The following is a 24,314-nucleotide window of genomic DNA, read 5'->3' as shown; positions in this document are numbered from 1 at the left end:
TGACCTTGGGCTCCGGGTCTAGCCTGAGAGGATCGGTGCCATGAGTCAGCAGAAGGTGAGCCTGATCGATTCCTCTCTGGTTGGCAACCCGATTCTTGGTCGACCGCCCTTCGCCCGACCGCACCTTCGGCTGCACGCCTGTACGCGCGCAGTTCGATGACCTTGGAGCCTGCCCCTCGATGACTGCCCACCGTCCCACCCGCCGTACCGTCGTCGCCGCCGCGAGCACCCTCGCAGTGATGGCGGTTTCCGGCTGCTCGTCCTCCTCCGACACCGCGGATGCGGCCCAGGACGCCGGGTACCGCTCCGGTGACGGCACCCTGCACCTCATCCCCGCGGACGAGCGCGACGAGCCGGTCGAGCTCGCAGGGGAGACCATCCGCGACACGACGTGGGACTCGGCCGAGCACCGCGGCGAGGTGGTCGTGGTCAACCTCTGGGCCAGCTGGTGCGGTCCGTGCGCCAAGGAGGCGCCGCACCTGGTGGACACCTATGAGGCGACAAAGGGGCAGGACGTCGCCTTTGTCGGCATCGATTACCGCGAGTCCTCGGTGGCGACCGGGCTGGCGCAGGCGGAGACGTGGGGCTTCGTTTGGCCCTCGATCTACGACGAGAGCGGCTCGACCGCGATCGACATGCAGGGCAAGATGACCACCCAGCCCTCGACCGCGGTCCTGGATCGTGAGGGGCGCATCGCCGCCGTCGTCCTCGGCCCGGTGACCGAGAGCACCCTCGTCGGCATCATCGAGGACACCCTGTCGGAGGAGGGATGAGTACTTCCGGGCTCCCGGCGCTCATCTCCGTGCCTGCTGAGCTGAGTGACCAGGTCGCCGGCGGGGCCCTGCCGCTCGCAGTGCTCGTGGCCGCCCTCGCCGGCCTGGTCTCCTTCGCCACCCCGTGCGTGATTCCGCTCGTGCCGGGTTACCTCGGGTACGTCACCGGGCTGTCCGACGTCGCTCTTGAGGAGCGCAGCCGCGGCCGGATGATCGCGGGTGCGCTGTTGTTCATCCTCGGCTTCACGTTCGTCTTCGTCCTCGCGTCGCTGTTCGTGGCCACCGCCGGCCGCGCGCTGGTGGAGCACCGGGTGCTGCTGATGCGCGTCGGCGGCGTCGTGGTGATCCTGATGGCCCTGGTCTTCCTGGGGGCAGGCACGCAGCGGACCTTCCGCCTACCGGTCAAACCCGCGACCGGGCTGGCCGGGGCGCCGCTCCTCGGCGCCGTGTTCGGCCTCGGGTGGGCGCCGTGCATGGGTCCGACCCTGGCGGCGGTCCTCGCCCTCAACCTCGCCGGTGATGCGTCGACCACCCGTGCGGTGATCCTCGCTGTCGCCTACTGCCTGGGGCTGGGTCTGCCCTTCGTGCTCATCGCGGCCGCCTACGAGCGCTGGGCCCCGGTGTCCGCATGGTTGTTGCGTTACCAGCGCAGGATCCAGGTCGCTGGCGCGATCCTGCTGATCATCGTGGGTCTGCTCCTGCTCACCGGCGGCTGGGACTACCTGACCCGGTGGTTGCAGACCCAGCTGATCAGCGACGTGGAGGTCCTCATCTGATGGCGATCGGCACGAAGCCCGACCCGAAGCAGGACATCACCCAACCCAGGCTCGGTGTCGTCGGTTGGGCGCGGTGGGGCTGGCGACAGCTGACGAGCATGCGCACCGCGCTCTTCCTGCTGCTCCTCCTGGCGATCGGCGCGGTGCCCGGCTCGGTCTTCCCCCAGCGCAGCTTCGATCCGGGCCGAGTCGCGGACTGGATCGACCGGCACGAGACGACCGGCCCGATCCTCGACAAGCTCGGAGCCTTCGAGGTCTACTCCTCGCCCTGGTTCTCGGCGATCTACCTGCTGCTGTTCATCTCGCTCATCGGCTGCATCATCCCCCGGACCGGGGTCCACCTGCGCGCCCTGCGCGGCAGGCCCCCGCGCGCCCCGGGACGCCTGGCCCGCCTCGAGGCCCACGCCGAGGGCGAGGTCGAGGGCAGTCTCGAGGAGGTCCGCGAGGCCGCGACCACGGTGCTGCGGGGGCGCCGCTACCGCGTCGCGAGCCACGACGACGTCAGCGTCTCAGCCGAGACCGGCTACCTCAAGGAGACCGGCAACCTGATCTTCCACACGAGCCTGGTCGCGCTGATCATCGGCGTCGCGATCGGCTACCTGTGGGGGTGGAAGGCCGACATCATCGTCCCCTCGGGCGAGTCCTTCGTCAGCACCGTCACCCGCTTCGACACCTGGGCGCCGGGGCCCTTGGTCGACGAGTCATCGCTGGCTCCCTTCGTCGTCGCGGTCGACGAGATGACGGCGGACTTCAACGACGTCGATCCCAACGCCCGCAGCTTCGGCCAGCCGCGCGACTTCGAGGCACAGGTGCGTGTCGACCCGGTCGAGGGTGAGTCCTTCACCGACGAGATCAAGGTCAACGCACCGTTGGAGATGACGGACGCGACCGTCTTCCTGCTCGGCAACGGCTACGCCCCCGTCGTCACGGTCAAGGACGCGCAGGGGGAGGTCCTCTACAAGGGGGCGACCCCCTTCCTCGCGCAGGACGGCAACTACCGCTCCACGGGTGCGATCAAGGTCGGGGCGGCCACGCAGCCCGAGCAGTTCGGCTTCGTCGGGCTCTTCCTGCCCACGGCGATGATCGACGACCAGCAGGGCCCGGTCTCGGTCTTCCCGGACACCCGCGCGCCGGCCCTCGCGCTGAGCCTCTACACCGGTGAGCTGTACCCCGGGGGCCAACCGCAGTCCGTCTTCACCCTCGACACGAAGTCGATGGACAAGGTCGAGACGGCCGACGGCACCGACCAGACGCGGCTGTGGCTGACCCCCGGCGACACCAAGACGCTGCCCGGTGACCGGGGCACGATCACCTTCGACGGCATCGAGCGGTACGCCGGTTTCTCCGTGCGCCATGACCCGGGCGAAGAACTGATGCTGGTCTCCGCGCTGCTGGCGCTCGGTGGCCTCATCACCACGCTGCTGGTCAAGCGGCGGCGGGTCTTCGTGCGGCTGCACGAGGAGGAGGGCCGGGTGCGGGTCGAGGTGGGCGGCATGAGCCGTGACGACGACGAGGGACTGACCGAGGTGGTCAAGCAGGTGCGAGACCGGCTCGTGGGAGAATCGAGGACATCATGAACAACGAGATGCTGGCCCAGTACGCCAACTACGCGCTGGCCTCGGCCGCGCTGGTCATCACCGTGGCGATGCTCTGCTACGCCCTCTACCTCGCGCAGGCCGTGCCGATGCGTGAGCGCGCCGAGGTCGGGTCCAAGGTCCCGGCGATCGTGGGCGGTCCGGCCGATGGCGAAGGGGGGTCTGCCCCAGCCGAGACCGGCTCCGCGACCGCTGGTGAGACCGCGGTGCGGGCACGCAAGGCCGCCGGTGTCGCCGGCTCCCTCTCGTGGCTCGGCGCCGGGTTCCTGCTGCTGTCGTTCGCGCTGCGCGGGTTCGCGGTGGACCGATTCCCGCTGGGCAACCTCTTCGAGTTCAGCATCGGCGGGGCCTTCTTCGCCCTGGCGACGTTCAGCGTGGCCTCGACGCGCCGCGACCTGCGCTGGCTCGGGGTGTTCGTCACCGCCTTCGTCACGTTGCTGCTCATGGTCGCCTCGACCTCCTGGTACGTCGAGGCCGACGAGGTCGTGCCCTCGCTGCAGTCCTACTGGCTGCCGATCCACGTGACCGTGGCTACCCTGGCGGTCGGTGTCTTGACTGTGGGCGCGATCGTCAGTGGGCTCTACCTGCTCAGCGATCGCGAGGTGGGCGGCGAGCGGTTCTGGCGCAAGCTGCCCCCGGCGCAGTGGCTGGAGAAGTTCTCGTACTCCCTGCACATCATCGGTTTCCCGCTGTGGTCCTTCACCCTCATCGCCGGCGCCATCTGGGCGCGCGAGGCCTGGGGTGCGTACTGGACGTGGGACCCCAAGGAGGTGTGGACCTTCGTCATCTGGACGGTCTACGCCGCCTACCTGCACGCGCGCGCGACGAAGACCACCCCGCGCCGGACCGCGAACTGGATCGCCGTCGCGGGGTTCGCGTGCATCATCATCAACTACACCGTCGTCAACTTCTACTTCATCGGCATGCACAGCTACGCCCAGTAAGGCCACCATGATCCGCTACACCCTCCTTCGCCTCTACGGTTTGGCAGGCCTCAGGAGCGCGTCACCCTGACGCATGTTTCGGTGACGCCTCCGCGGTCCTGGGCTGCGGTGGGGCGGACGCCCCGTCCGTCGACATTCCGTGGGACTGACGGAGGTTCGACGATTGCCGGACCGCCGCAGCCACCCATGCAGGTTGAGGATGGACCGCCGGTCAGACGGAGCGCCGACGGGTGGCGTGGACGCCCACCGGTGCGATGAGAACGAGTAGTGCGAGCACGAGCATCGGGGTGTCGCCCATGCGCGCATAGGGAGTCAACCCGGTCCGCAACGGGACGCTGGCCCTCATCAGCTCTCGCGTCCCCAGACCACTGAGATCGGTCAGCGCACCGTCGGGTCGGATGATGGCCGAGTACCCCGTGGGTGCGGCCTGCAAGACAGCGCGACCGAACTCCCGGGCGCGCAGGCGGGACGCGGCGACTTCGATGGCGGGGACGGTCCGGCCGGTAAAGGACGAGGCGCTCGTGGGAGCGAGGACCAGCTGTCCGCCGGCATGCACCGCCGCGGCGACCCGGTCGGGGAAGAACGTCTCGTAGGAGATGACGATGCCCAACGGTGGTGTCCCACGCGGTTGGAGCACTGCGGGGCCCTGGCCGGCGATGGCATCGCGCGGCACCAGTCGGGTCAGGTCGCTGAGTGGCTCGACCAGATCCCGCATCGGCAGGTACTCGCCGAAGGGGACGCGGTGGTGCTTCTCGTAGCGACCCAGCAGGTTCCCCTCCGGGCCCCACAGGACGGACGCGTTGCGGAAGCGGTCCCGCCCTTCGGCTTCGGTGGTCCCGACGACGAGGTTGGTCTCGAGCCGTCGGGCCAGGTCGGCGAAGCGTGCACCCACGGATGTCTGGCCTATCGGACCGTCGACGTGGGCGATACTCTCCGGCATGAGCACCAGGTCCGGTGATCCGGTGATGCCTCGGGCGGCTCGCAGGTGCTCGGCCGTGGCATCCACCGACTGGATCACGTGCACCCCCCGTGCACCGCCTCCTTGGACGAGCACCGCGTCGAGCGTGCCCGCTGCCGCGGTCCCTGGGGTGTCCGGCAGCGCCGGTGGCACGACGAGCGCCACCAAGGCACTGATCGCAGCGACAGCGCGGGTCCGTTTCGACTCGAGGACGAGAGCAGCCACCGCGGCTCCGGTCAACGCCGCGAGTCCGGTCACCAACAGGGAACCACCGACAGGGGCCGCGCCCAGGAACGGCCCGTCGACCTGGCTGAAGCCCAGAGACGGGAGCGGGAACCCGCCGAAGGGGAAGCGGTTCTGCACCGCCTCCAGCAGCACGAGCGCGGCGGGGGTGGTCAGCCACCAGCCCCGCCTCCCGGGACGCCGGGTGACTGCGCCCGCCCGTGTCGGGCCCCCGAACGACACCGCTGCGACGAGCACCAGCAGTGCTGTCTCAAGAACGACGACGGCCAGGTACCCGCCGCCGGTGAAGTCGGTGAGCCAGCGCAGGGCGATGCCGTAATGGACGACTCCAGCCAGCGCGCCGAGCCACAGACGTTCACGCAGCGGACGACCAGCCAGGGCCAGCATGAATGCAGTAACCCCCAGCGGGAAAAGCTCCCACCACCCGCGTGGTGGCAACGCCAACCACCAGAGGGTCGCAGCCGTCACCATCAGGGCGGCATCCAGCACCGACCCACGCGAAGTCGCGCTCCTCGTTCGCCGCACGGTGTCGGGGAGGCGGAAGCCAATGCTCATCGATCAGGAGAGCTCCACGAGAGGCGCGTGGTCGGCCAGGCCGGACAGGATGGTCACCGTTGCGACGCTAGCCGCAACGACCGGACATAGACAACGACGTTGACGACTGAGGGCCGAAACCCGGGGCGATTCACCGTGGTGCCCGGCGTCAGACGAGGGTGATCCAGTAGTCCCAGAACCGGTGCGCAATGAGCACGATGATCACCAGGTACCAGCCAGTTAGGACTGCTGCGCGGTAGTCGCTGAGCGCGGCCACGATCCCTCGTGGACGTGAGTCGGCTGGACCGTGGCGGCGGCGTTGCAGGGTGTGGATGGTGGTGTACCAGAAGACGGCGATGGTCACGACCCACACGAGCATGCAGTAGGGGCACAATGCGCCGATGACGTAGAGGCTCTGGTAGATCAGCCAGTGGAGGAAGAGCACGGCGAAGGTGACGCTGGCCTGGGTGGCCGTCCACAGCCACGGGCGGATGGTGGCGCCGGTGAGGACCACCACGGCGAGCATCGACAGGGCCGCGAAGCCGGCGACGCCGATGATCGGGTTGGGGATCCCGAACGCTGCTGCTTGGGGGGTGTTCATCACCGACCCGCAGGAAAGGACGGGGTTGATGCTGCAGGTGGGGACGTAGTCGGGTTTCTTCAGCAGCGCGATGCTCTCCACGAGCAGCACCACGGCGGCGAGCAGACCGAGCAAACCTGCGATGAGGTACAGCAGCCCCAGCCCGCGTTCAGCAGACCCAGAACTGGGTGTGGCCAGTGCGTTCCGATCAGTCGTCGACAGCGGCATCGAGCGCGGCTTCGAGGTCGGCGACGGTGGTCAGCTCGAGCTTCTCGCCGTCGAGGAAGAAGGTGGGCGTCCCGGTGACGCCCAGGTCCAGCGCGTCCTGCTTGCTCTGCTCGATGCGCTCCGTGAGGGCCGGGTCTTCCAGATCCGCACGGAACTGCCTCATGTCCAAGCCCAGTTCCTTGGCGTACCCGACGAAGGTCTCCATCTGCGAGGCCTCTTGGTGGCTCCATTCGGCCTGGGTCTGAAAGAGCTTGTCGTGCATGGCCTCGAACTCGCCTTGTTCGGCGGCGGCCTCTGCGGCCAGGGCCGCGTTCATCGAGTTGTTGTGCAGAGGCATGTGGCGCACCACGAAGGAGACCCGGTCCCCGTACTGCTCGCGCAGGTCCTCGAGCACCGGATGCGCCGCGCCGCAGGCCTCGCACTCGAAATCGAGGAACTCCACGAAGACCGCGTCCTTGCCGGAGGTCAGCCGAGGACTGTCCTGGCGCACCAACGGCGCGGGCGCGCCATCACCGGAGCTGGTCGGGCTGGCGGAATCGCCGGGGCGGCTGAGTACCACCGCGGCGGTCAGGGCCACGATGACGGCCACCACCATGGCCACGGACAACTTCACGCTCTTGCTCAACGGTTTCCTACCTTCGAAGCACGGGGGCTGCTGGTACTGGCGGGGGTGCCCGAGCTGCGGGATGTCTCGAGACGTTGTGTCCGGGTGGCCCGCAGGCCGTTGGCGATGACGATGACCTCGGCAACCTCGTGCACCAGTACAACAGCCGCCAGGCCCAGCACGCCGAACAGGGCCATCGGGAAGAGGACCACGATCAGCGCCACGGACAGCACCACGTTCTGGGTCATGATGGCCCGTCCCCGACGCGCGTGCGCCAGGGCTTGCGGCAGCAGACGAAGATCATGGCCGGTGAAGGCGACATCGGCGGACTCGACCGCGGCGGCCGAACCGCTGGCGCCCATCGCGATACCCACGGTGGCCGACGCCAGGGCGGGAGCGTCGTTGATGCCGTCACCGATCATCGCCGTGGGGGTGCGGGCCATGGAACGGCGGATGTGATCGGCCTTGTCCTGAGGCAACGTCTCGGCGTGGACGTCGCGGATGCCGGCCTCGTGGGCGATGGCGTGCGCGGTGCGAGAGTTGTCGCCGGTCAGCATGAGAGTGGACACGCCCTGCTGGTGCAACGCGTTGATCGCCTCTGCCGCCTCGGCGCGCAGCTCGTCGCGGATGCCGATCAGCCCGGACACCCGGCCGTCGGCCTCGACCACGATGAGGCTCATGCCCTCGTCGGCCATCGCGTCGGCACGATCAGCCAGCTCCTGCGGCGCGACCCAGCGGGGGCTGCCCACACGCACTCGGCGGCCCTGCACCAGGCCGGTCACCCCGTGCCCGGCGTGCTCGTGCACGTCGCTGGCCTCGGGGTGGCCCGGTGAGGAGGCGACCACGGCGGTGGCCAGCGGATGCCGGCTGGTGGCCTCCAGGGCCGCCGCCATGGCCAGGACCTCGGCGTCGGTGTGGCCATCCGCAGCGGCAGTGGCCACCACTTGGGGTTCGTTGCGGGTCAGCGTGCCGGTCTTGTCGAAGGCGACCGCACGGATCGTTCCCAGCTGTGGATCGCCCCGGGTTTAGTGGAGGGCGGGTTGTGCCGTCTCGGCGGTTGCCGGGTCGGTGGTCGTGTCAGCGTAGTAGGTGGCTTCGAGCTCGGCGGGCGGGATGTCTCCGCAGTGGCCGTGAAGTCGTGAATTGTTGTACCAGTCGACCCATTCGAGGGTGGCGATCTCGACGGCGTCGAGGCCGCTCCAGGGTCCCCGGCGCCAGATGAGTTCCTTCTTGTAGAGCTTGTTCAATGCCTCGGCAGCGGCGTTGTCGTAGGAATCGCCCACGGATCCCACGGAGGCCTCGATGCCGGCCTCGGCGAGGCGCTCGGTGTAGCGAATCGACAGGTATTGACAGCCGTGATCGCTGTGGTGGATCAGCGCAGACAGGTCACGCTGGTCACGTTGCCGGGTCCAGATGGCGTGCTCGAGGGCGTCCAGCGCGAGGTCGGTGCGCAGCGACGTCGACACCCGCCAGCCCACGATCCGCCGGGAGAAGAGGTCCATGACGAACGCGACGTAGACGAACCCTGCCCACGTCGGGACGTAGGTGATGTCTGCGACCCATCGTTGGTCGGGCGCCGCGGCGGTGAAGTCGCGGTTGACCCTGTCCTGCGGGCGCGCGTCCGCCGCCGGAGCTGGGCGGGTCGTGCGGGTCGACCTGGCGTTGGTGACCCCCGCCAATCCCAGCGCGCGCATCCGGCGCTCCACGGTGCACCGGGCCACCTGCTCGCCCGGGTAGAGCCGGTTGATCGTCTTCCACATCTTGCGCACTCCGTACACGCCCATGTTGTCCTCGTGCACCATCGCCAGCCGCTCGTCCAGCACCGCGTCGCGACGAGCCCGCGCCGAGGGCGGCCGGGCCTTGCGGGCGTAGTACGAACTCGGGGCGATCTGGACCCCGGCCTCGGCCAAGGTGGTGCAGATCGGCTCGACCCCATGCTCATCGCGGTGATCGTCGATGAACGCATCAACGTCCTTCAGCGGCGGTCGAGCTCCGCCTGCGCAAAATAGGCACTCGCCTGGCGAAGGATCGTGTTCGCACGGCGCAGCTCACGAACCTCCTTTTCCAACTCGGCAATCCGCATCGCGTCGGCGCTGGTGGTGCCCGGCAGCTCGCCGGCATCGACGCGCTCGGAGCGGACCCAGTTACGCAGCGTGTCGCCGTTGATCCCTAGCTGTTCACCCACGAGCCGGCAGGCACGAGAGACCGGTAGCGCGGGCTCATCAGCAACACGGTCACGCACCAGCCTCACAGCTCGCTGGCGCAGCTCATCGGGATACTTCCTCGGTGCAGGCATGACTCCATCCTCCTGGGGAGATCACACCCTCCACCACTCCCGGGGCGATCCAGCACCAGTCGCGTGGTCCGCTCCTCACGAGTCATGAGGCCTGATCCGAAGGTCTTCGGTGGGGATGAAGGCCACGGCCCTGGCTTTGCGCAGCTCCCGGCTGGCGGACTCGATGGCTTCGCGGTCGAAGGTGGACATGCTGGTCAGCTGGTCGTGCAGCCGGGCGTGGATCTCATCGAACGCGGTGATCTGATCGTCCATGTTGGCGACCACCCAATCGGCGGCGTCCGTGCTGGTGGCCAGCTCGCGGTCGGCCCGCAATTCGATCAGGTGCTCGGCGATCGCCGGCACGAAGGAGATGTCGGGTCGGTAGTAGTTGCACCCAGCGCACTGGAACCGGATGGGGCACTGCTTCCCGCCGGCCTTGACGTTGGTCGGCTCGGTGCAGTTGCCGAAGGGCACGGCCACCGAGGCCAACTCGTAGTCCGTGTCATCGGCGAAGGCGGCCGACCGTCCGTTGCGGTCGATCGCGGTCGGCGCGAGCATCCGCACGGCTTCCTGTTTGCGTTTCAGGCTCACCTGGTAGTAGCCCATCGTCGTTTCCACACTGCGGTGGTCCATCAGTTCCCGGAGCACGTCGACGTGGGTGCCGGCGTCGGCGTGCCGCTGGGCGTAAGCATGTCGTAGCCCGTAGGGGGTGATCCGTTCCTTCGGGAAGAAGTTCGGGGCCCCATCGTCGTCAAAGCCGACCCCGCTCAGCGTGGGGAGTGCCTCGACCCAGACGCGGAAGATGCGCCCGTAGGTGAGCTTATTGACGTGGCCACGTCGGGCACGGCCCCGTTGCCCGGGGCTCGGGAAGAGGTAGGCACTGCTTTCCTGCGGCACCGGCAGCCGCCCGAGGTGACGCTGCCAGTTCTGGATCAGGGCTGCGGTGTCGCGGTGGATCGGTAGGCGTCTCCCGAGTCGGCGAGCCTTGTGGTTGTCATAGACCAGGACAGGTCGGTCCCCGTCCCAAGTCAGGCAGTGGGGGCCCAGGCTGACGACCTCGTTGTTGCGGCGGCCGGTGTCGCGTTGGATCTGGTAGATGGTCTGGTACATCAGCGCGTAGTCGGCCGGCTGCCAACCGCCGCGAGCGTAGTTCGACTGGGTCCCCAGCAACGACAGGTGTTCGTCGAGCTGGGCGAGGACGTGCTCTGGAATGGCCTGCCCGGCCTCTGTGTCCTCGGCGAGCTCGGTAGGCAGGGTCCGGAAGTGGCCGGCCATGGTGAAGCCGCCCGGGATGACCTCCATCAGCCCGGCCGCCCGGGCGTAGTCGAGCAGTCGTCGCAGGTACCCGACATGTGCGCGGCGGTGGCTGTGTGAGTGCGGCGTCCCGTCCGCAGCGGTTGTCGCCATCAGGGCTTCGATAACCCTGGCCATGTCGGCCAAGCCCAGCTGGCCCGGATCGCCGCGATGAGCGGCGGTACGCAGGACGCGGTCGGCGACGGTGGCGGCGTAGAGCGTGTACCGGACGATGGAGACGGGTGGGCGCAGGTCCCGGGCCCACGCCTTGACGAGTTCTCGCAGCCAGTCCAGGCGGATCGGGGTGAAGTCCAGTGTCCCGGTCACGGCCACGTAGCGACGGTCCGGGGCCGACCGTAGTCCGACCAGTGTGCAGTCCCAGATATCCGTCGCGGTCGGGTCGGTCCCGGTGAACGCCAGGTGGAGCCGGTCGACCGGTGCCAGGATCCCCCGCAGCAGACCGGCGCCATCCGCGGTCATCCCGGGCAGTGCCGCCGTTCGGTCCAGCTGCATCAGGGAGTCAAGATCCGCGGGTAGCCTCTTGAGCACGGACCGCATCGTCCACGGCACCAGCGCGATCTGGTCGCGGTCGCGGCACTGCAGCCCGTACAGCAGTTCCGAGCGCACGGTGGGGTTCACCGCGGCGAGGCTGAACCGGTGGACGATGAAGGCGTTGGCGTCCGAGCGCATCCGTCGACCCGTCCGCCGCGGTTTGCGACATCCCGAGCAGCCGCCATGCTGCACGCTCGTCACGCCAGGGCACCCCGGCGTGGTGCAGGTATAGGCACCCGTCATCGGGTTGTCCACGTCACCGGCGAACTCATGCGTCTGCGTATTCCACTCCACGGGGCGCCACCCCTGCTCGAGGTGGGAGGTGACCCAGTCCTGCCAAGTCGTCCCCGGCGCGGGCGCCGGCAGTTCGGGCAGGGCATGCAGCGCAACGCTCATCGTGACCTTCCCTCGTGGACACGGTCCACTGCCGCGCGAGCGGCGGCATCGCTCGGATGTGTGTAAACCGCCAGGGTGGACTGGCTGGCATGCCCCAGGAGCTGTTGCACGACATCCGGAGCGATGTGCGCCTCGAGCCATTCGGTGGCTGCGGTGTGACGGAACATGTGCGGTGTCGCCCGAAACCCCAGCCCGGTGCCCAGCCGCGCGAGGATCTGGCGGAGGTTGGAATAGCTCATCGGTGCCCCGGCACGCGGTCCGCTCAGGTTGATCAGCACGTGGCCGCTCTGGTCGCGCTCGCCGAACAGGTCGAAGCGTTCGGTGCGGTACTCGCGGTAGTCCATGACCACATCCGCGGTGACCGGGACCGTGCGGGCGCCGGACTTGCTCCGCGCGGCCGTCGTCCCGTCGCCGTTTGCGGGTACGTGCAGATGGGCGCCGGGTACGCGGCATCCCAGCGGCATCGAGTCGGGCAGGAAGTGCAGATGCTCCAGGCGCATGCCCAGCAGCTCGCCCACCCGCACGCCACTGCGGCTGAGCACCCGGACGATGAAATGGTCCCGGGCGGTCGTCGCCGCCTCGTGCAGTGCTTCGACCTGCTCGGTGGTGAACGTCGCCGGCGGCAACGGCGCAGCCCGGGTGCGCAGGGCGCGAGAGCGCACCGATCTGAACTGGCCCTGTTCGCCGACATCGAAGGCCGAGGGCACAAATGTCAGGTGGCGACGCTCACTGAGCATCGCCGCCACATCCCCATCCGCCAGGCCGCTGGCGGCTGCGAAGCGCAGGAACTCACACACCGCCGTCAGCGTCAGATCCACCGACCGTCCCGACTGCGGCCGCCCCTGCGGTGTCGGGCTCGACTCGACCGAGGTCTTGAACCTGGCGAGGTCACCGAGCCGGACCGTGCGCCAGTCCGTTCGGGTCCGCTCGCACCAGGTCAAGAAAACAGCGATCGCGCGGGCATAGGCACGGATGGTGTTCGGTGAGCGGGAACCGCCACGCAGGAAGAGCACATACTCGCGAACGCCCGCATGCACCTCGAATGTCTCGGTGTCGATGACCAACCACGAGTGACCAGCCGCAGAGTCAGCTCGCTCCGCCCGATATGGCATGAGCCGAACGTAGAGCCCCGTCCATCACCAGTGTGGGATATTCGCGAGGGACAATATTGTGTCGCTCTCCGCCATTCGTGCCTTCAGGGGAGGAGGCAGTGCAGATAACCCGCAACGACGTGCTGCGCCGCGACCTCACCGGCACCACGCTCGACCCGGGCACCGGCGGGTGCGTCGTGCTCACCGGGACGCTGCAGGACCCCTTCACGGGGACGACGATCTCCTTCGTCCGCGGCCAGGAGACCTCGCGGGAGGTCCAGGTCGACCACCTCGTGGCGCTGTCCAACGCGTGGCAGACCGGCGCCCAGCAGCTGGGCGAGCAGCGGCGCGAGGACCTCGCCAACGACCCGCTCAACCTGCTCGCCGTCCAGGGCAGCGCCAACGCGCAGAAGGGTGACGGCGATGCCGCCACCTGGCTGCCCCGCGCGGCCTACCGCTGCGAGTACGCCGCCGGCCAGATCGCGGTCAAGCAGCGCTACGACCTGTGGGTGACCCCGCACGAGCGCGACGCCCTGACCCGGATCCTCGGCGCGTGCCCCGGGCAGCCGCTGCCGACCTCGGCGGGCACCGGCGTGCCGCCGCGGGGTGGAGCATGAGCCGGGCAAAGGGGGCCGCGCCGGCCCTGCTCCTCGGGCTCACGCTCGCCCTGGGCGGGTGCGGGGGTGTCGGGGAGCCCGTCGCCGCGGACACCTCCACCGCGACCGTCACCACCACGGCCACGGTGACCACGACCCCGACGGTGACCGCCGACGTCCCGACGGTCACGACGACGACCACGCCACCGCCACCATCACCACCACCCCCGCCTCCACCGCCGGAGCCGGAACCCGTCCCCGAGCCCGAGCCCGAGCCCGAGCCGGAACCGGCGACCACGGCCCCACCGGCGCCCCCCTCGGGAGGCGGGCAGACCCCCTTCGACAACTGCACCGCGGCCCGTGCCGCCGGCGGAGCACCCGTGCGCGTGGGCGACCCGGGCTACGGCCCGCACCTCGACCGCGACGGTGACGGCGTCGGCTGCGAGTGAGCCGCTCGCTCAGGCGGGGACGGCGTGCCGCGCCCGCGCCCAGAGCAGGACCGGGACGAGCGTGAGGGAGAGCAGCCCGCCACCGAGGGCGAGTGCCTGGTAGCTGCTCGCCGCCAGGACCAGGCCGGAGGAGACCCCGCCCCCCGCACCGGCGAGCGCGACGAGGACGTCGATGGTGCCCTGGGTGCGGGCCCGGTTCCGCGGGTCGGTGGCGTCGACGACGAGCGTGGTGCCGGTGAGCAGGCCGACGTTCCAACCGAGACCGAGCAGGACGAGGGCCAGGATGAGCAGGCCCAGGGAGTCACCCGGGGCGAGCGCCGCGACCACCCCGGCGCCCAGCAGCGTCACGCCGGCGGCCACCACCATCGGGGTGCGCCCGAGCCTGTCGACGAGGACACCGGTGATCGGTGAGGGCAGCCACATCGCAGCGATGTGCGCACCGATGACCACCCCGACCGCGCCCAGGTCGTGCCCGTGGGCGCGCATGTGCACCGGCGTCATCGTCATGACGGCGACCATGACCAGCTGGGTCAGGACCATCACCGTCGCGCCGACCCAGGCACCGGCGCCGACCGTGGGCACCGGGCCGGGCGTCGAGCCGGGCACGGCCGACGCGGCGAGCCTGCCGGCGGCGATCCGCGTGGCCAGCAGGTACGGATCGGGCCGCAGGAAGATGAAGAGCACCACGCCGGCCGCGCCGTAGGCCGCACCGGAGAGGATGAAGGGACCGGCGAGGGCGGGCACGCCCACGGCGCCGGCCACCACGCCCATGGGCTCGATGAGGTTGGGGCCGGCGACGGCCCCCACCGTGGTGGCGACCATGGCGATGCTCGTGCCGAATCCGCGACGGTGCTCCGGCGCCAGGTCGCTGCCGGCGTACCGGGCCTGCAGGTTGGTGGCCGTCCCGGAGCCGTAGACGAAGAGGGAGACGAAGAGCAGGGGCACGGAGTCGGCCACCGCCGCCAGGACCACGCCGAAGGCCCCCAGACCACCGGCGAGGAAGCCGTGGGCCAGCCCCAGTCGCCGTCCCAGGCGGTGGGTGGAGCGACCCACCAGGTAGGCCGCCAGGGCGGACCCGAGGGTGAAGAGCCCGGTCGGCAGCCCGGACAGGCCCTGCGAGCCCAGCATGTCCTCGGCCAGCAGCGCCCCGACGGAGATGCCCGCGGCCAGACCGGCGCCACCGAGGATCTGGCTGATGACGACGACGGTCAGTGTGCGCCGGTGGACCTGCGCCTGCTCCGCCTCGCTCGGCAGCTGCGCGTGCGTCCCGGTCACCACCGGCGGGTCCACGGGTGGGCTCCCGCCCGGCTCGCCGCTCATCCCGGGACGACGTCGTCGCCGACGCGCAGCTCGCCGTCCCCGAGGGGGACGAGCCGGGTCCCGAACCACGTCCTGCCGTCCCAGCGGCGGTGCCGCGCGAGGGTGCGCATCGGCTCCTTGCCGCGCTCGAGGGTCTCCGGGTCGATCGTGGTCACGACGCACCGGTCGCAGGTCTCGGCGGTGCGGTACTCCACGTCCCCGATCCGCACGGTCGGCCAGACGTCCTCGGCGAAGGGCTCCTCGCCGTCGATGACGACGTTCGGGCGGAAGCGGAGCATGCTCAGGCGCGGTCCCCCGTCGCCCGTCATGACCGACCCGGCCCCGGTGCCGCTGATGTCGTCGGGGTCGAGGTCCTCCGGGTCCGGCTCGCCGGCCTCGGCGGCCATCCACTCCTCCAGCCGGGCGAGCGAGGTCTGCGAGGTGAGCAGCAGCGGACCGGCGTCGGCGAGGGAGAGCGTGTCCCCCTCCTGCCCGCCGTGGGCGCCGGACATCCGCCGCACCTGCGGGTCCTCCTGCCACACCAGCCGCATCGGGCGGCCCACGCGCTCGCTGATCCACTCGCTGACGTCCTGGTCCGCGGGCGGGGCGAAGTCCTGCCGCGAGATGCCCACCGGCACCGGTGGCAGACCCAGCGGCGTGTCGACGAGGATGCTCTCCTCGCCGGCGTGGATGCGGATCGTCTCCTCGTCGACCACCTGGGCACGCAGCCCGAGCAGGGCGCCGGCCTCGCGGGCGGTGACCCGCTCCCCCATCTCGTCGACGAGCGCCCAGCGCCGGTCGCCCGCAAGGCCCCACGGCTCGACGCGGGCGGACTCGACGGCGGTGCCGCCGAGGGACTTCACCGGATAGATGCGTACCTGGGTGACCTGCATGGCTCAGATGGTGCCACGCGGGCCCGACGCCTCAGGCGTCGACCGGCACCTCGTCGACCGAGATCTCCTCGGCCCCGGGCGCCTGGTCGTCGAGGTGCTCGTCACCGGAGCGCTTCAGCGCGACCCAGCCGCCGAAGATCGCCGCGAACATCCCTGCCTCCGCGTCCCTGATCGTCAGCTGGGCACAGTGACCCGAGCTGACCCGGAAGGCGACCGCACCGGAGGTGGTCAGCCCGTCCTTGAGGTAGACGATGTGCTTGCCGGCGGGGATGTCGTACCGCACCACCGACCGGGTCCCGTCGAGCACCCCGAGGGACTCGGCGCCGAGCATGACGTGCTTGCCCTTGAGGTGGACCGGGTCGATCGTCCCGGTGCTGATCTCGACTGCTGCGCCCATCTCGACCTCCATCGTCATGTCGGCCCGGCCGTCGCACACCCGGGCCCGTCCTGTCTCCATCATGACGGCTCGGGCGCCGGATGTCTGCCCTCGTGACACCTGTCATGTCCGACTCGTGACATCCGGGGATGGTGGCGATCCCCTGCGGCGCACGAGGCTTGGGCCATGACATCGATGACCAGCGCACCAGCCACCTCGCGCAGCGACCCGGCCGACGGCATCCAGCTGCAGGGGGTCACCAAGGCCTTCCGTGCGCGCAGCGGGACCGTCCGGGCGGTCGCCGGCGTCGACCTGGTCGTCACGCCCGGGCAGGTCGTGGCGATCCTCGGGCCGAACGGCGCGGGCAAGACGACCACCCTCGACATGATCCTGGGCCTCACCCAGTCGGACACCGGCACCGTCACCGCCTTCGGCCAACCACCGCGCGACGCCGTCCGGGCCGGGCGGGTCTCCGCGGTCCTGCAGACCGGCGGGCTGCTGCGCGACCTCACGGCGCGCGAGACGGTCCGCTTCATCGCCTCCACCTTCACCGACCACCAGCCGGTCGACACCGTCCTCGAGCGGGCCGGTCTGGCCGCCAAGGCCGACCGCCTCGTCCACAAGCTTTCGGGCGGCGAGCAGCAGCGCCTGCGCTTCGCCCTGGCGTTGCTGCCCGACCCCGACCTGCTCGTCCTCGACGAGCCCACCGCCGGGATGGACGTGAGCGCACGGCGCGACTTCTGGCGCACCATGCACGCCGTCGCGCAGCGGGGGCGCACCATCCTCTTCGCCACCCACTACCTGCAGGAGGCGGACGACTTCGCCGACCGCATCGTCCTCATGGCCGACGGCCGGGTGGTCGCCGACGGCACCACCGAGGAGATCCGCGCCCGGGGCAGCGGCCGGACCGTCAGCGCCGACGTCCGCAGGGGGGACGTCGGCGCGGCGGTCGCGCAGCTGCGCGCGCTCCCGGGAACCACCCGGGTGACCACGACCGGCGAGCGGGTCACCGCGATCGGTGAGGACTCCGACGCCCTCGCCCGGGTCCTGCTGACCGAGCTGGGCGGGAGGAACCTCGAGGTCACGGCGGCCTCGCTGGACGCCGCCTTCCTGGCCATCACCGGCGAGGAGATCACCACCGACGAGATCCACGAGACGGCCGGCGCGGCCGGGACGGAGGCCCTGCGATGAACCCCACGATCATCGGCCTGGAGCTCAAGCGGATCTCCCGCGACCACGTCGGGCTGTTCTTCATCGCCGGGCTGCCGGCCTTCATGTACGTCATCTTCGGTGCGGCGCAGACCTTCGGCGCGGAGGACATCGGCCGCGGCAACGTCTCCCTCTACATCATGATCTCCATGGCCGTGTACGGCGCGGTCACCGCGACGGTGAGCATCGGCGGTCAGGCCGCCGTCGAGCGACAGCAGGGGTGGGGACGACAGCTGGGCCTGACCCCCCTTCGCGACAGCTCGTACGTCGCCGGCAAGGCGCTCATCGCCCTGTCCGTCGCCCTGATCCCGATCACGCTGATCTACGGGATCGGCATCGGCACGGGGGCGAAGGGGGAGGCCTGGGTCTGGGCGACCTCCGCGGCCATCGTGCTCCTCGGCGCGGGCGTCTTCGCGCTGTACGGCCTGGTCTTCGGGCTCGCCCTGCGGTCCGAGTCGGCCGTCGGCGCGGCCTCCGGGTCGCTGGTGATCTTCGCCTTCCTCGGCAACATCTTCATCCCGCTGTCGGGGATCATGCTCACGATCGCGAAGTTCACCCCGCTCTACGGCTTCGTCTCCCTCGCCCGCTACCCGCTCACCGGGGGCGACTCCGTGGAGACGTCCGGCGACCTCACCCACGAGTCGCTGTGGGTGCCGCTGGCTAACGTGGTGGTGTGGACGATGATCATGGCCGTGGCGACGGTCTTCCTGGCGCGGCGGGGGCGGGAGCGGCAGTGACCCCGGCCGAGCCGGTGGCGCAGGCACCCTCCGACGAGGAGTACCTCGCCGACCCGTGGGCCAGGCACGGGTGGGTCCTCGCCGCCATCTGGTTGGTCTTCCTCGCCTTCCCCGCCCTCTCGGTGATCGAGCGGACGGGCGAGCGGCCGCTGCTGCGCGCAGTCGCCCTCGCCGGCGTCCTCGCCTTCGCCGGCCTCTACGTGTGGGGGTTCGTACGCGGGCAGGGGGCACTGCGCTGCGGCTGGCGACGAGCGGACCTGGTCATCGTCTTCGGCAGCTTCCTGGCGGGGATCGCGATCATGGTCGCCCTGATCCCCCTCATCGGTCCGGGCGCCGTGGGCATGGCCCCCTTCCTGGCCTCGCTCGCCGCCTTCAGCTTCCCCGCCCGGTGGCCGCTGCCCTCGGTGGCCGCCGTGGTCGTCTTCGCTGCGCTGGTCCTGGCGGTGACCGACGCCCTGCGGGAGGTGTGGTTCCTGCTCTTCCTCCCCCTCGCCATCGGGGCGTTCGGTCTGCTGCTGCGCCGGATGACGCTCAGCGACGAGCGTCACCAGGTGATGCAGCGGTCGTTGGCCGTGACCGCCGAGCGCGACCGGGTCGCGCGCGACGTGCACGACGTGCTGGGCCACTCGCTGACCGTCGTCTCCCTCAAGGCCGACCTGGCCGAGCGCCTCATCGACATCGACCCGGAGCGGGCGAAGGGGGAGCTGGCCGACATCCGCTCGCTCACCCGTCAGTCCCTCGCCGAGATCCGCGCGACCGTCGCCGGCCTGCGGGTGGCCCGGCTGGCCGACGAGCGGGACGTGGCGGCCACCGCCCTGCGGGACGCCGGGATCGAGGCCCGCCTGCCCGAGGACGGTGACGTCGTCGACCCGGCCCACCGCATCACCATGGCGTGGGTGCTGCGTGAGGCCGTCACCAATGTCATCCGGCACAGCGGCGCCCGTCGCGTCGAGGTCGCCTGGGGTCCCTCGTGGCTCGAGGTCAGCGACGACGGCCGCGGCCTGCGCGGGCACAAGGAGGGATCGGGGCTGACCGGTGTGCGCGAGCGGGTCGCCCAGGCCGGCGGACGCATCGAGGTCGGTGAGGGCCTCACCGGCTCCGCCGGGCCGGGCACGAGGGTGCGGGTGGAGCTGCCGTGACCACCGTCCTGCTCGCCGACGACCAGGCCCTCGTGCGCGGGGCGATGGCCGCGCTGCTCGGGCTCGAGGACGACCTCGAGGTCGTCGCCGAGGTCGGCTCGGGCGACGAGGTGCTCGAGGCGGCGCTCCGCACCCGCCCCGACGTCGCCGTGCTCGACATCGAGATGCCGGGGATGGACGGCATCGCCGCCACCGCCCAGCTGGCCCGCGAGGTCCCCGGGACCAGGGTGCTCATCGTCACGACCTTCGGTCGCCCCGGCTTCCTGCGCCGGGCGCTCGAGGCCGGTGCGCGGGGCTTCGTCGTCAAGGACACGCCGTCGGAGGAGCTCGCGGAGGCCGTGCGCACCGTCGCCCGGGGCGGCCGGGTCGTCGACCCCTCGCTCGCGACCGAGAGCGTCGTCGGTGGGCCGAACCCCCTCACCGAGCGCGAGCGCGAGGTGCTCACCCACGCCCTCGAGGGCGGCTCGGCGGCCGCCATCGCCGCGCGGGTGCACCTCTCCCCCGGCACGGTGCGCAACCACCTCTCCTCGGCCATCGGCAAGACCGGCTCCGCCACCCGCGTGGAGGCCGCCCGCCGCGCCCAGGACCTCGGCTGGCTCTGACCGCTCTCCTCCGGCCCCGCCCACGGAGGGAATTCACTCCACCCCGCTGATGACCCGGCTCACCAGCACCGTGCCACAATCACGGGTGAGGGTGGATCCTCCATGGACCCGACGTCGAGGGGAGACGACATGACCCGCGGGAAGCGCAGCTGGGACGACCTGAGCCCGGGACAGCAGACGACCGTGCTGACCCTGGCCTCGATCCAGCTGTCCCTCGCGCTGACCGCCTGGACCGATCTGGCGTTGCGGCCCGCGAGCGAGGTGCGCGGCGGCAAGGGACGGTGGGCGGCGGTCATCGCCGTCAGCTTCGTCGGCCCCCTCGTCTACTTCACGCGCGGGATCCGGCGCTGACCCACGGACCGAAGGAGGCGGGATGAAGGCCATCGTCGTCCACGAGTCGGCCTGGGGGAACACCCGGGCCGTCGCCGAGGCGATCGCGGCCGGTCTCGGCCTGCACCTGACCACCGAGGTGGTGGCCGTAGGTGAGGCACCGCCGTTGCCGGACCTGCGAGTCGACCTCCTCGTGGTGGGAGCTCCCACCCAGGCCTTCGGTCTCAGCCGGCCCTCGACCCGGGAGGACGCCCACCGGCGGGGTGGACGGATGCTCACGACCGGGGTCCGTGAGTGGATCGCCACCGGCAGCGCGCAGCTGACGGTCGCCACGTTCGACACCCACGTGCGCCACCCGAACCTGCCGGGACACGCGGGCCACGGAGCGGCCAAGACGCTGAGGAAGATGGGGTGCACCGTGCTGGCCGACCCGGAGACCTTCTACGTCGAGGACTACGAGGGGCCGTTGCTGCCCGGCGAGCTGGAGCGGGCACGGGAGTGGGGCGAGGAGCTGGGGCGCCGACTCGCGGAGAGCACCCCGTCCGGGTGACTCCCTGACGGGCGTCCCGGTCGCACCTCGGGACACGGCCCGAGACGCACGGCGACCGGGGGCTACGCGTCGGTCACAATGGGAGGCGACCCGCCCCCTTCGCCAGGAGCCCGCATGCACCGCAGACGCCTGACCGCGGTCTGCGCCGTGCTCGCGGTCGGTGCCGGGCTGCTCGCCGGGTGCTCCGAGGAGAGGGACCGGGACCGCGGCGACTGCGAGGCGCTCTCCGCCGACTTCGACTGGGCGCAGCCCTCGCGCTCCGACGACGCCCGCTTCGAGCTGTCCGGGCCGGGCTGGATCGGCGGCGACTCGACCTACTCGGTCCAGCTGCCGCAGGAGCGCACGCTGTGGCTCTTCAGCGACTCGCTCATCGGGACCGTCGACGACAACGGCAACCCGCAGCCGGGGATGACGATGGTGCACAACGCCCTGGTCGTCGAGGACGGGTCCGGGCAGCTGAGCACGCTGACCCGCGAGGGCCCGGAGTCCTTCTTCCCGGACCCGGGCGAGAAGACCTACTACTGGGTGCAGGACGCCAAGGTCGAGGGCGGCGAGCTGCTCGTCTTCCTCTCCCGCACCAAGCAGGTCGGCGAGAACGGCTTCGAGTGGGAGCGCAATACCCTCGCCCACGTGTCGCTGCCCGAGCTGGAGGTCACCGACATCCAGGAGGGCTTCGAGGGTCCGGTCGCGTGGGGGGCGGGGCTGATGTCGACCTCGACGCACACGTGGATCTACGGCATCGAGGACCGGGAGAAGGCCAAGCACCTGCACGTGGCGCGCGCGCCCGCGGGCTCCCTCGCCGACCGCTCGACGTGGGAGTACCTCGGCGCGGACGGCTGGGAGGACGACCCCGACGAGAGCGAGCGCCTGACGAAGGGGGTGGCCAACGAGCTGAGCGTCTCCCCCTTCCGCGACGGGTACCTGATGATCTCCTCGGACACCTCCGAGCCGTACAGCCCGAAGATCAACGCGTGGACGGCCTGCTCCCCCACCGGCCCGTGGGAGCAGCCGCAGACGATCTACGAGACGCCGGAGACGCAGGGGCAGCACTTCACCTACAACGCGCACGGCCACCCGGCGCTGTCGCAGGACGGCCGGCTGCTCATCTCCTACAACGTCAACACCTTCGACTTCGAGGAGCTGATGAACAACCCGACGCTCTACCGGCCGAAGTTCATCACCCTCGGCCTGCGCTGAGCCTCACTCGTCGAGGAAGAAGTCGGGCAGCAGCTCCTCGAGCGGCGGCCCGTAGACGGAGAGATCGGTGACGCCCTCCTCTGCGAGGACCTCGTCGTCGATGAGGAACTGCCCGGTGCACTCGGCCGGGGCGCGGGTGAGGACCGCGTGGGCCGCGTCGGCCATGATCTCCGGCTTGCGGCTACCCGCCATGGCCTTCTCACCACCGAGGAGGTTCTGCACGGCGGCCGTGGCGATGGCCGTCCTCGGCCACAGGCTGTTGGCCGCGATGCCGTGCTCGCGCCACTCCTCGGCCAGGCCGAGCGTCACCAGGCTCATGCCGTACTTGGCGATCGTGTACCCGAGGTGCGCGCCCGCCCACCGCGGGTTGAGGTTGAGCGGCGGCGAGAGGGTGAGCACGTGTGCCGCCCCCGACGCCCGCAGGTGCGGCAGCGCCGTCTTCGCCAGCAGGAAGGACCCGCGGGTGTTGATGTCCTGCATCAGGTCGTACTTCTTCATCGACAGGTCCGCCGTCGACGACAGGTCGATCGCGCTGGCGTTGTTGACGACGACGTCGATGCCACCGAAGCGCTCGACAGTGCGGTCCACCGCCTCCTGCACCGACTCCTGCGAGCGCACGTCCCCGAGGACGGGCAGGGCCTGACCGCCGGCGGCCTCGATGGCGGCCGCCGCCGTGTGGATGGTGCCCTCGAGCCTCGGGTGCGGGGTGTCCGTCTTGGCGACGATCGCGACGTTGGCGCCGTCCCGGGCGGCGCGCTCGGCGATGGCCAGCCCGATGCCGCGGCTGCCGCCCGACATGAGGATGGTGCGGCCGGCGAGGGTGCGGGTCATGGTCGTCTCTCCTTGGGTGGGTCGTCTGGTCGGCCGAGCGTAGCGAAGGGGGTCAGGCCGGCAGTCCGTCGAGCCGCGCAAGGACCTGGAGCATGACCTCGTCGGCGCCACCGCCGATGGAGCCCAGGCGGGTGTCACGGAAGAAGCGCGCGGTCCACGTCTCCTCCATGTAGCCCATGCCGCCGTGGAACTGGATGCACGCATCGGCGACCTCGCGGGCGAGGCGACCGGCGGTCAGCTTGGCGACGCTCGCACCGCGGGTGATGTCGCCGCCGGCGAGGTGGGTCTCGCAGACGGCGGCGTTGTGGTTGCGCAGCATCTCCACCTGCGCCTGCAGCTCGGTCAGGCGGAAGGTGACGTACTGCTTGGTGGCCAGCGGTTGGCCGAAGACCTCGCGCTCGGTGATGTAGGCGCGGGTGCGCTCGAGCGCCTTGTCACAGCTGCCGACGCTGGAGTAGGCCGCGTACATCCGCTCGATGATGAACTGTTGCATCTGTTGCTGGAAGCCGCGACCGACCTCGCCGATGGTGTTGGCCACGGGCACCCGCACCTCGTCGAGCACGAGCTCGGCGGTGTCGGAGCAGCGGTTGCCGAGCTTGTCCAGGCGCTTGGCAACGGAGAAGCCGGGCGAGTCGGTCGGGACGATGATCTGGGACATCCCCCGGTAGCCGCCCTCGTCAGAGGTGCGCACGAGCAGGCAGAGCCAGTCCGCCTGGCTGCCGTTGGTGATGTAGGTCTTGCGGCCAGTGATGACCCAGTCGTCGCCGTCACGGACCGCTCGGGTGCGCAGCCGGGAGACGTCCGAGCCGGTGTCCGGCTCGGTCACCGCGATCGCGGCGACCTGCTCGCCGGCGAGCGCGGGCGCCAGGTACGCGCGCTTCAGGTCCGGCGTGCCGAAGGTGGCGAGCGAGGGCGTGGCCATCATCGACTGCACCCCCAGCGCCATGGCCACCCCGGCGGCGTCGGCGCGGCCGAGCTCCTCGGCGGCGACCATCTGGAAGGAGTGGTCCGCGCCCTCGCCCCCGTACTCGGGGTCGCGCTCGAGGCCCAGCAGACCCAGGGCGGCCGCCTTCGGGAAGAGCTCGTGGGCCGGGAACATCCCGGCCTCCTCCCACGCGTCCACGTGCGGGTTGATCTCGGACTCCACGAAGGCGCGCACGCTGGCGCGGAAGGCGATGTGCTCATCGGTGAGGCGCATGACCGCGACGGTAGCCACCGTCAACGAATAAAACAAGCATGCTTGATTGTTTGTTCGGTGCGTGGC

At 70.6% G+C, this 24,314-nt stretch carries 24 protein-coding genes, 1 pseudogene and 1 other annotated feature; of the genes and pseudogenes, 13 read left to right on the top strand and 12 right to left on the bottom strand.

Translation table 11 applies throughout. The features are described 5' to 3' along the window. Nucleotides 1–179: 179 nt before the first annotated feature. The 4 genes from O9K63_RS02550 to ccsB are packed head-to-tail and all read left to right on the top strand — an operon-like array spanning nucleotide 180 to nucleotide 4,088. Nucleotides 180–773, top strand: a complete 594-nt coding sequence (locus O9K63_RS02550; protein ID WP_277240257.1) for a TlpA family protein disulfide reductase — start codon at nucleotides 180–182, stop codon at nucleotides 771–773. Beyond that, nucleotides 770–1,549 (top strand): cytochrome c biogenesis CcdA family protein, encoded by a 780-nt coding sequence (locus O9K63_RS02545; RefSeq protein WP_277240255.1) that lies wholly within the window; start codon nucleotides 770–772, stop codon nucleotides 1,547–1,549. The genes O9K63_RS02550 and O9K63_RS02545 overlap by 4 nt, the downstream gene beginning before the upstream one ends. Next, on the top strand, nucleotides 1,549–3,126 hold the full coding sequence (resB, locus tag O9K63_RS02540; protein WP_277240253.1) for a cytochrome c biogenesis protein ResB: 1,578 nt from the start codon (nucleotides 1,549–1,551) through the stop codon (nucleotides 3,124–3,126). Before O9K63_RS02545 ends, resB begins: the two co-directional genes overlap by 1 nt. After that, nucleotides 3,123–4,088, top strand: a complete 966-nt coding sequence (gene ccsB / locus O9K63_RS02535; RefSeq protein WP_277240252.1) for a c-type cytochrome biogenesis protein CcsB — start codon at nucleotides 3,123–3,125, stop codon at nucleotides 4,086–4,088. The genes resB and ccsB overlap by 4 nt, the downstream gene beginning before the upstream one ends. Before the next feature lie 211 nt (nucleotides 4,089–4,299). Here the strand turns inward: ccsB and lnt are convergent, their stop codons facing one another. The 7 genes and pseudogenes from lnt to O9K63_RS02500 form a co-directional block, all read right to left on the bottom strand. Then, a complete protein-coding gene (lnt, locus tag O9K63_RS02530; protein WP_128277488.1) occupies nucleotides 4,300–5,760 on the bottom strand; it encodes an apolipoprotein N-acyltransferase in 1,461 nt (486 codons plus the stop codon). 232 nt (nucleotides 5,761–5,992) lie between these two features. Continuing rightward, the gene (locus O9K63_RS02525) at nucleotides 5,993–6,631 is read right to left on the bottom strand and encodes a vitamin K epoxide reductase family protein (RefSeq protein WP_277240250.1); all 639 of its coding nucleotides are present in this window, start codon (nucleotides 6,629–6,631) and stop codon (nucleotides 5,993–5,995) included. Continuing rightward, nucleotides 6,612–7,226 (bottom strand): DsbA family protein, encoded by a 615-nt coding sequence (locus O9K63_RS02520; RefSeq protein ID WP_277242240.1) that lies wholly within the window; start codon nucleotides 7,224–7,226, stop codon nucleotides 6,612–6,614. Before O9K63_RS02520 ends, O9K63_RS02525 begins: the two co-directional genes overlap by 20 nt. Before the next feature lie 26 nt (nucleotides 7,227–7,252). Then, a pseudogene (locus O9K63_RS02515) lies at nucleotides 7,253–8,245 on the bottom strand (heavy metal translocating P-type ATPase); the annotation flags it as partial. Nucleotides 8,246–8,260: 15 nt separating this feature from the next. Next, nucleotides 8,261–9,531, bottom strand: a protein-coding gene (locus O9K63_RS02510; protein WP_431190346.1) for an IS3 family transposase whose coding sequence is annotated in 2 segments (ribosomal slippage) — nucleotides 8,261–9,237 and nucleotides 9,237–9,531 — 1,272 coding nt in all. Because the reading frame shifts where the segments join, the coding sequence is not laid out codon by codon here. Beyond that, nucleotides 9,116–9,247, bottom strand: a sequence feature (AL1L pseudoknot). Its footprint overlaps the gene before it by 132 nt. A gap of 75 nt (nucleotides 9,532–9,606) precedes the next feature. Next, nucleotides 9,607–11,751: a tyrosine-type recombinase/integrase gene (locus O9K63_RS02505; RefSeq protein WP_277240247.1), complete on the bottom strand. Its 2,145-nt coding sequence runs from the start codon at nucleotides 11,749–11,751 to the stop codon at nucleotides 9,607–9,609. After that, nucleotides 11,748–12,815 carry a tyrosine-type recombinase/integrase gene (locus tag O9K63_RS02500; RefSeq protein WP_277240245.1) on the bottom strand — a complete coding sequence of 356 codons (1,068 nt, stop codon included), beginning with the start codon at nucleotides 12,813–12,815 and terminating at the stop codon, nucleotides 11,748–11,750. Before O9K63_RS02500 ends, O9K63_RS02505 begins: the two co-directional genes overlap by 4 nt. A gap of 146 nt (nucleotides 12,816–12,961) precedes the next feature. Here O9K63_RS02500 and O9K63_RS02495 point away from each other — a divergent pair, with 146 nt between their 5' ends. Both O9K63_RS02495 and O9K63_RS02490 read left to right on the top strand, forming a co-directional pair. Then, a complete protein-coding gene (locus O9K63_RS02495; RefSeq protein ID WP_346771035.1) occupies nucleotides 12,962–13,459 on the top strand; it encodes an HNH endonuclease family protein in 498 nt (165 codons plus the stop codon). Continuing rightward, nucleotides 13,456–13,887, top strand: coding sequence for an excalibur calcium-binding domain-containing protein (locus O9K63_RS02490; protein ID WP_277240243.1), 432 nt, complete (start codon nucleotides 13,456–13,458; stop codon nucleotides 13,885–13,887). The genes O9K63_RS02495 and O9K63_RS02490 overlap by 4 nt, the downstream gene beginning before the upstream one ends. A gap of 9 nt (nucleotides 13,888–13,896) precedes the next feature. Here O9K63_RS02490 and O9K63_RS02485 read toward each other — a convergent pair whose 3' ends face one another. Genes O9K63_RS02485 through O9K63_RS02475 form a run of 3 tightly spaced genes read right to left on the bottom strand, consistent with a single transcriptional unit; the run spans nucleotide 13,897 to nucleotide 16,539 of the window. After that, a complete protein-coding gene (locus O9K63_RS02485; protein WP_277240239.1) occupies nucleotides 13,897–15,207 on the bottom strand; it encodes an MFS transporter in 1,311 nt (436 codons plus the stop codon). Next, the gene (locus O9K63_RS02480; protein ID WP_277240237.1) at nucleotides 15,204–16,079 is read right to left on the bottom strand and encodes an MOSC domain-containing protein; all 876 of its coding nucleotides are present in this window, start codon (nucleotides 16,077–16,079) and stop codon (nucleotides 15,204–15,206) included. The genes O9K63_RS02485 and O9K63_RS02480 overlap by 4 nt, the downstream gene beginning before the upstream one ends. Nucleotides 16,080–16,110: 31 nt before the next feature. Beyond that, on the bottom strand, nucleotides 16,111–16,539 hold the full coding sequence (locus O9K63_RS02475) for a hypothetical protein (RefSeq protein WP_277240235.1): 429 nt from the start codon (nucleotides 16,537–16,539) through the stop codon (nucleotides 16,111–16,113). A gap of 111 nt (nucleotides 16,540–16,650) precedes the next feature. On the opposite strand from O9K63_RS02475, the gene O9K63_RS02470 reads away from it, so the two are divergent. The 7 genes from O9K63_RS02470 (at nucleotide 16,651) to O9K63_RS02440 (ending at nucleotide 22,219) form a co-directional block, all read left to right on the top strand. After that, nucleotides 16,651–17,646 (top strand): ABC transporter ATP-binding protein, encoded by a 996-nt coding sequence (locus O9K63_RS02470; protein ID WP_277240234.1) that lies wholly within the window; start codon nucleotides 16,651–16,653, stop codon nucleotides 17,644–17,646. Beyond that, nucleotides 17,643–18,401, top strand: coding sequence for an ABC transporter permease (locus tag O9K63_RS02465; protein WP_277240231.1), 759 nt, complete (start codon nucleotides 17,643–17,645; stop codon nucleotides 18,399–18,401). The genes O9K63_RS02470 and O9K63_RS02465 overlap by 4 nt, the downstream gene beginning before the upstream one ends. Then, on the top strand, nucleotides 18,398–19,540 hold the full coding sequence (locus O9K63_RS02460; RefSeq protein ID WP_277240230.1) for a sensor histidine kinase: 1,143 nt from the start codon (nucleotides 18,398–18,400) through the stop codon (nucleotides 19,538–19,540). Before O9K63_RS02465 ends, O9K63_RS02460 begins: the two co-directional genes overlap by 4 nt. Continuing rightward, nucleotides 19,537–20,142 (top strand): response regulator transcription factor, encoded by a 606-nt coding sequence (locus O9K63_RS02455; protein WP_277240228.1) that lies wholly within the window; start codon nucleotides 19,537–19,539, stop codon nucleotides 20,140–20,142. Before O9K63_RS02460 ends, O9K63_RS02455 begins: the two co-directional genes overlap by 4 nt. A gap of 129 nt (nucleotides 20,143–20,271) precedes the next feature. Further along, entirely contained in the window at nucleotides 20,272–20,493 is a 222-nt protein-coding gene (locus O9K63_RS02450) for a hypothetical protein (RefSeq protein WP_277240226.1), read from the top strand. Nucleotides 20,494–20,515: 22 nt separating this feature from the next. Beyond that, on the top strand, nucleotides 20,516–21,022 hold the full coding sequence (locus O9K63_RS02445; RefSeq protein ID WP_277240224.1) for a flavodoxin family protein: 507 nt from the start codon (nucleotides 20,516–20,518) through the stop codon (nucleotides 21,020–21,022). 114 nt (nucleotides 21,023–21,136) lie between these two features. Next, a complete protein-coding gene (locus O9K63_RS02440) occupies nucleotides 21,137–22,219 on the top strand; it encodes a DUF4185 domain-containing protein (protein ID WP_277240222.1) in 1,083 nt (360 codons plus the stop codon). A gap of 3 nt (nucleotides 22,220–22,222) precedes the next feature. On the opposite strand, the gene O9K63_RS02435 is transcribed toward O9K63_RS02440, so the two are convergent. Continuing rightward, nucleotides 22,223–23,050 (bottom strand): SDR family oxidoreductase, encoded by an 828-nt coding sequence (locus O9K63_RS02435; RefSeq protein ID WP_277240220.1) that lies wholly within the window; start codon nucleotides 23,048–23,050, stop codon nucleotides 22,223–22,225. 52 nt (nucleotides 23,051–23,102) lie between these two features. Beyond that, the gene (locus O9K63_RS02430; RefSeq protein WP_277240219.1) at nucleotides 23,103–24,248 is read right to left on the bottom strand and encodes an acyl-CoA dehydrogenase family protein; all 1,146 of its coding nucleotides are present in this window, start codon (nucleotides 24,246–24,248) and stop codon (nucleotides 23,103–23,105) included. Between the last annotated feature and the right edge of the window lie 66 nt (nucleotides 24,249–24,314).

Origin of the sequence: Janibacter cremeus (assembly GCF_029395675.1) — a bacterium.
Lineage (GTDB): Bacteria > Actinomycetota > Actinomycetes > Actinomycetales > Dermatophilaceae > Janibacter > Janibacter cremeus_A.
Note: the sequence above shows the minus strand (reverse complement) of the source record. Positions and strands in the feature narration are given on the sequence as shown.

What these genes read in the sequence shown, in the direction of transcription:
- O9K63_RS02550 (WP_277240257.1), top strand. Translation starts at nt 180, where the DNA reads ATGACTGCCCACCGTCCCACCCGCCGTACCGTCGTCGCCGCCGCGAGC.
- O9K63_RS02545 (WP_277240255.1), top strand. Translation starts at nt 770, where the DNA reads ATGAGTACTTCCGGGCTCCCGGCGCTCATCTCCGTGCCTGCTGAGCTG.
- resB (WP_277240253.1), top strand. Translation starts at nt 1,549, where the DNA reads ATGGCGATCGGCACGAAGCCCGACCCGAAGCAGGACATCACCCAACCC.
- ccsB (WP_277240252.1), top strand. Translation starts at nt 3,123, where the DNA reads ATGAACAACGAGATGCTGGCCCAGTACGCCAACTACGCGCTGGCCTCG.
- lnt (WP_128277488.1), bottom strand. Translation starts at nt 5,760, where the DNA reads ATGGTGACGGCTGCGACCCTCTGGTGGTTGGCGTTGCCACCACGCGGG.
- O9K63_RS02525 (WP_277240250.1), bottom strand. Translation starts at nt 6,631, where the DNA reads ATGCCGCTGTCGACGACTGATCGGAACGCACTGGCCACACCCAGTTCT.
- O9K63_RS02520 (WP_277242240.1), bottom strand. Translation starts at nt 7,226, where the DNA reads ATGGTGGTGGCCGTCATCGTGGCCCTGACCGCCGCGGTGGTACTCAGC.
- O9K63_RS02505 (WP_277240247.1), bottom strand. Translation starts at nt 11,751, where the DNA reads ATGAGCGTTGCGCTGCATGCCCTGCCCGAACTGCCGGCGCCCGCGCCG.
- O9K63_RS02490 (WP_277240243.1), top strand. Translation starts at nt 13,456, where the DNA reads ATGAGCCGGGCAAAGGGGGCCGCGCCGGCCCTGCTCCTCGGGCTCACG.
- O9K63_RS02485 (WP_277240239.1), bottom strand. Translation starts at nt 15,207, where the DNA reads ATGAGCGGCGAGCCGGGCGGGAGCCCACCCGTGGACCCGCCGGTGGTG.
- O9K63_RS02480 (WP_277240237.1), bottom strand. Translation starts at nt 16,079, where the DNA reads ATGCAGGTCACCCAGGTACGCATCTATCCGGTGAAGTCCCTCGGCGGC.
- O9K63_RS02475 (WP_277240235.1), bottom strand. Translation starts at nt 16,539, where the DNA reads ATGATGGAGACAGGACGGGCCCGGGTGTGCGACGGCCGGGCCGACATG.
- O9K63_RS02470 (WP_277240234.1), top strand. Translation starts at nt 16,651, where the DNA reads ATGACCAGCGCACCAGCCACCTCGCGCAGCGACCCGGCCGACGGCATC.
- O9K63_RS02465 (WP_277240231.1), top strand. Translation starts at nt 17,643, where the DNA reads ATGAACCCCACGATCATCGGCCTGGAGCTCAAGCGGATCTCCCGCGAC.
- O9K63_RS02450 (WP_277240226.1), top strand. Translation starts at nt 20,272, where the DNA reads ATGACCCGCGGGAAGCGCAGCTGGGACGACCTGAGCCCGGGACAGCAG.
- O9K63_RS02445 (WP_277240224.1), top strand. Translation starts at nt 20,516, where the DNA reads ATGAAGGCCATCGTCGTCCACGAGTCGGCCTGGGGGAACACCCGGGCC.
- O9K63_RS02440 (WP_277240222.1), top strand. Translation starts at nt 21,137, where the DNA reads ATGCACCGCAGACGCCTGACCGCGGTCTGCGCCGTGCTCGCGGTCGGT.
- O9K63_RS02435 (WP_277240220.1), bottom strand. Translation starts at nt 23,050, where the DNA reads ATGACCCGCACCCTCGCCGGCCGCACCATCCTCATGTCGGGCGGCAGC.
- O9K63_RS02430 (WP_277240219.1), bottom strand. Translation starts at nt 24,248, where the DNA reads ATGCGCCTCACCGATGAGCACATCGCCTTCCGCGCCAGCGTGCGCGCC.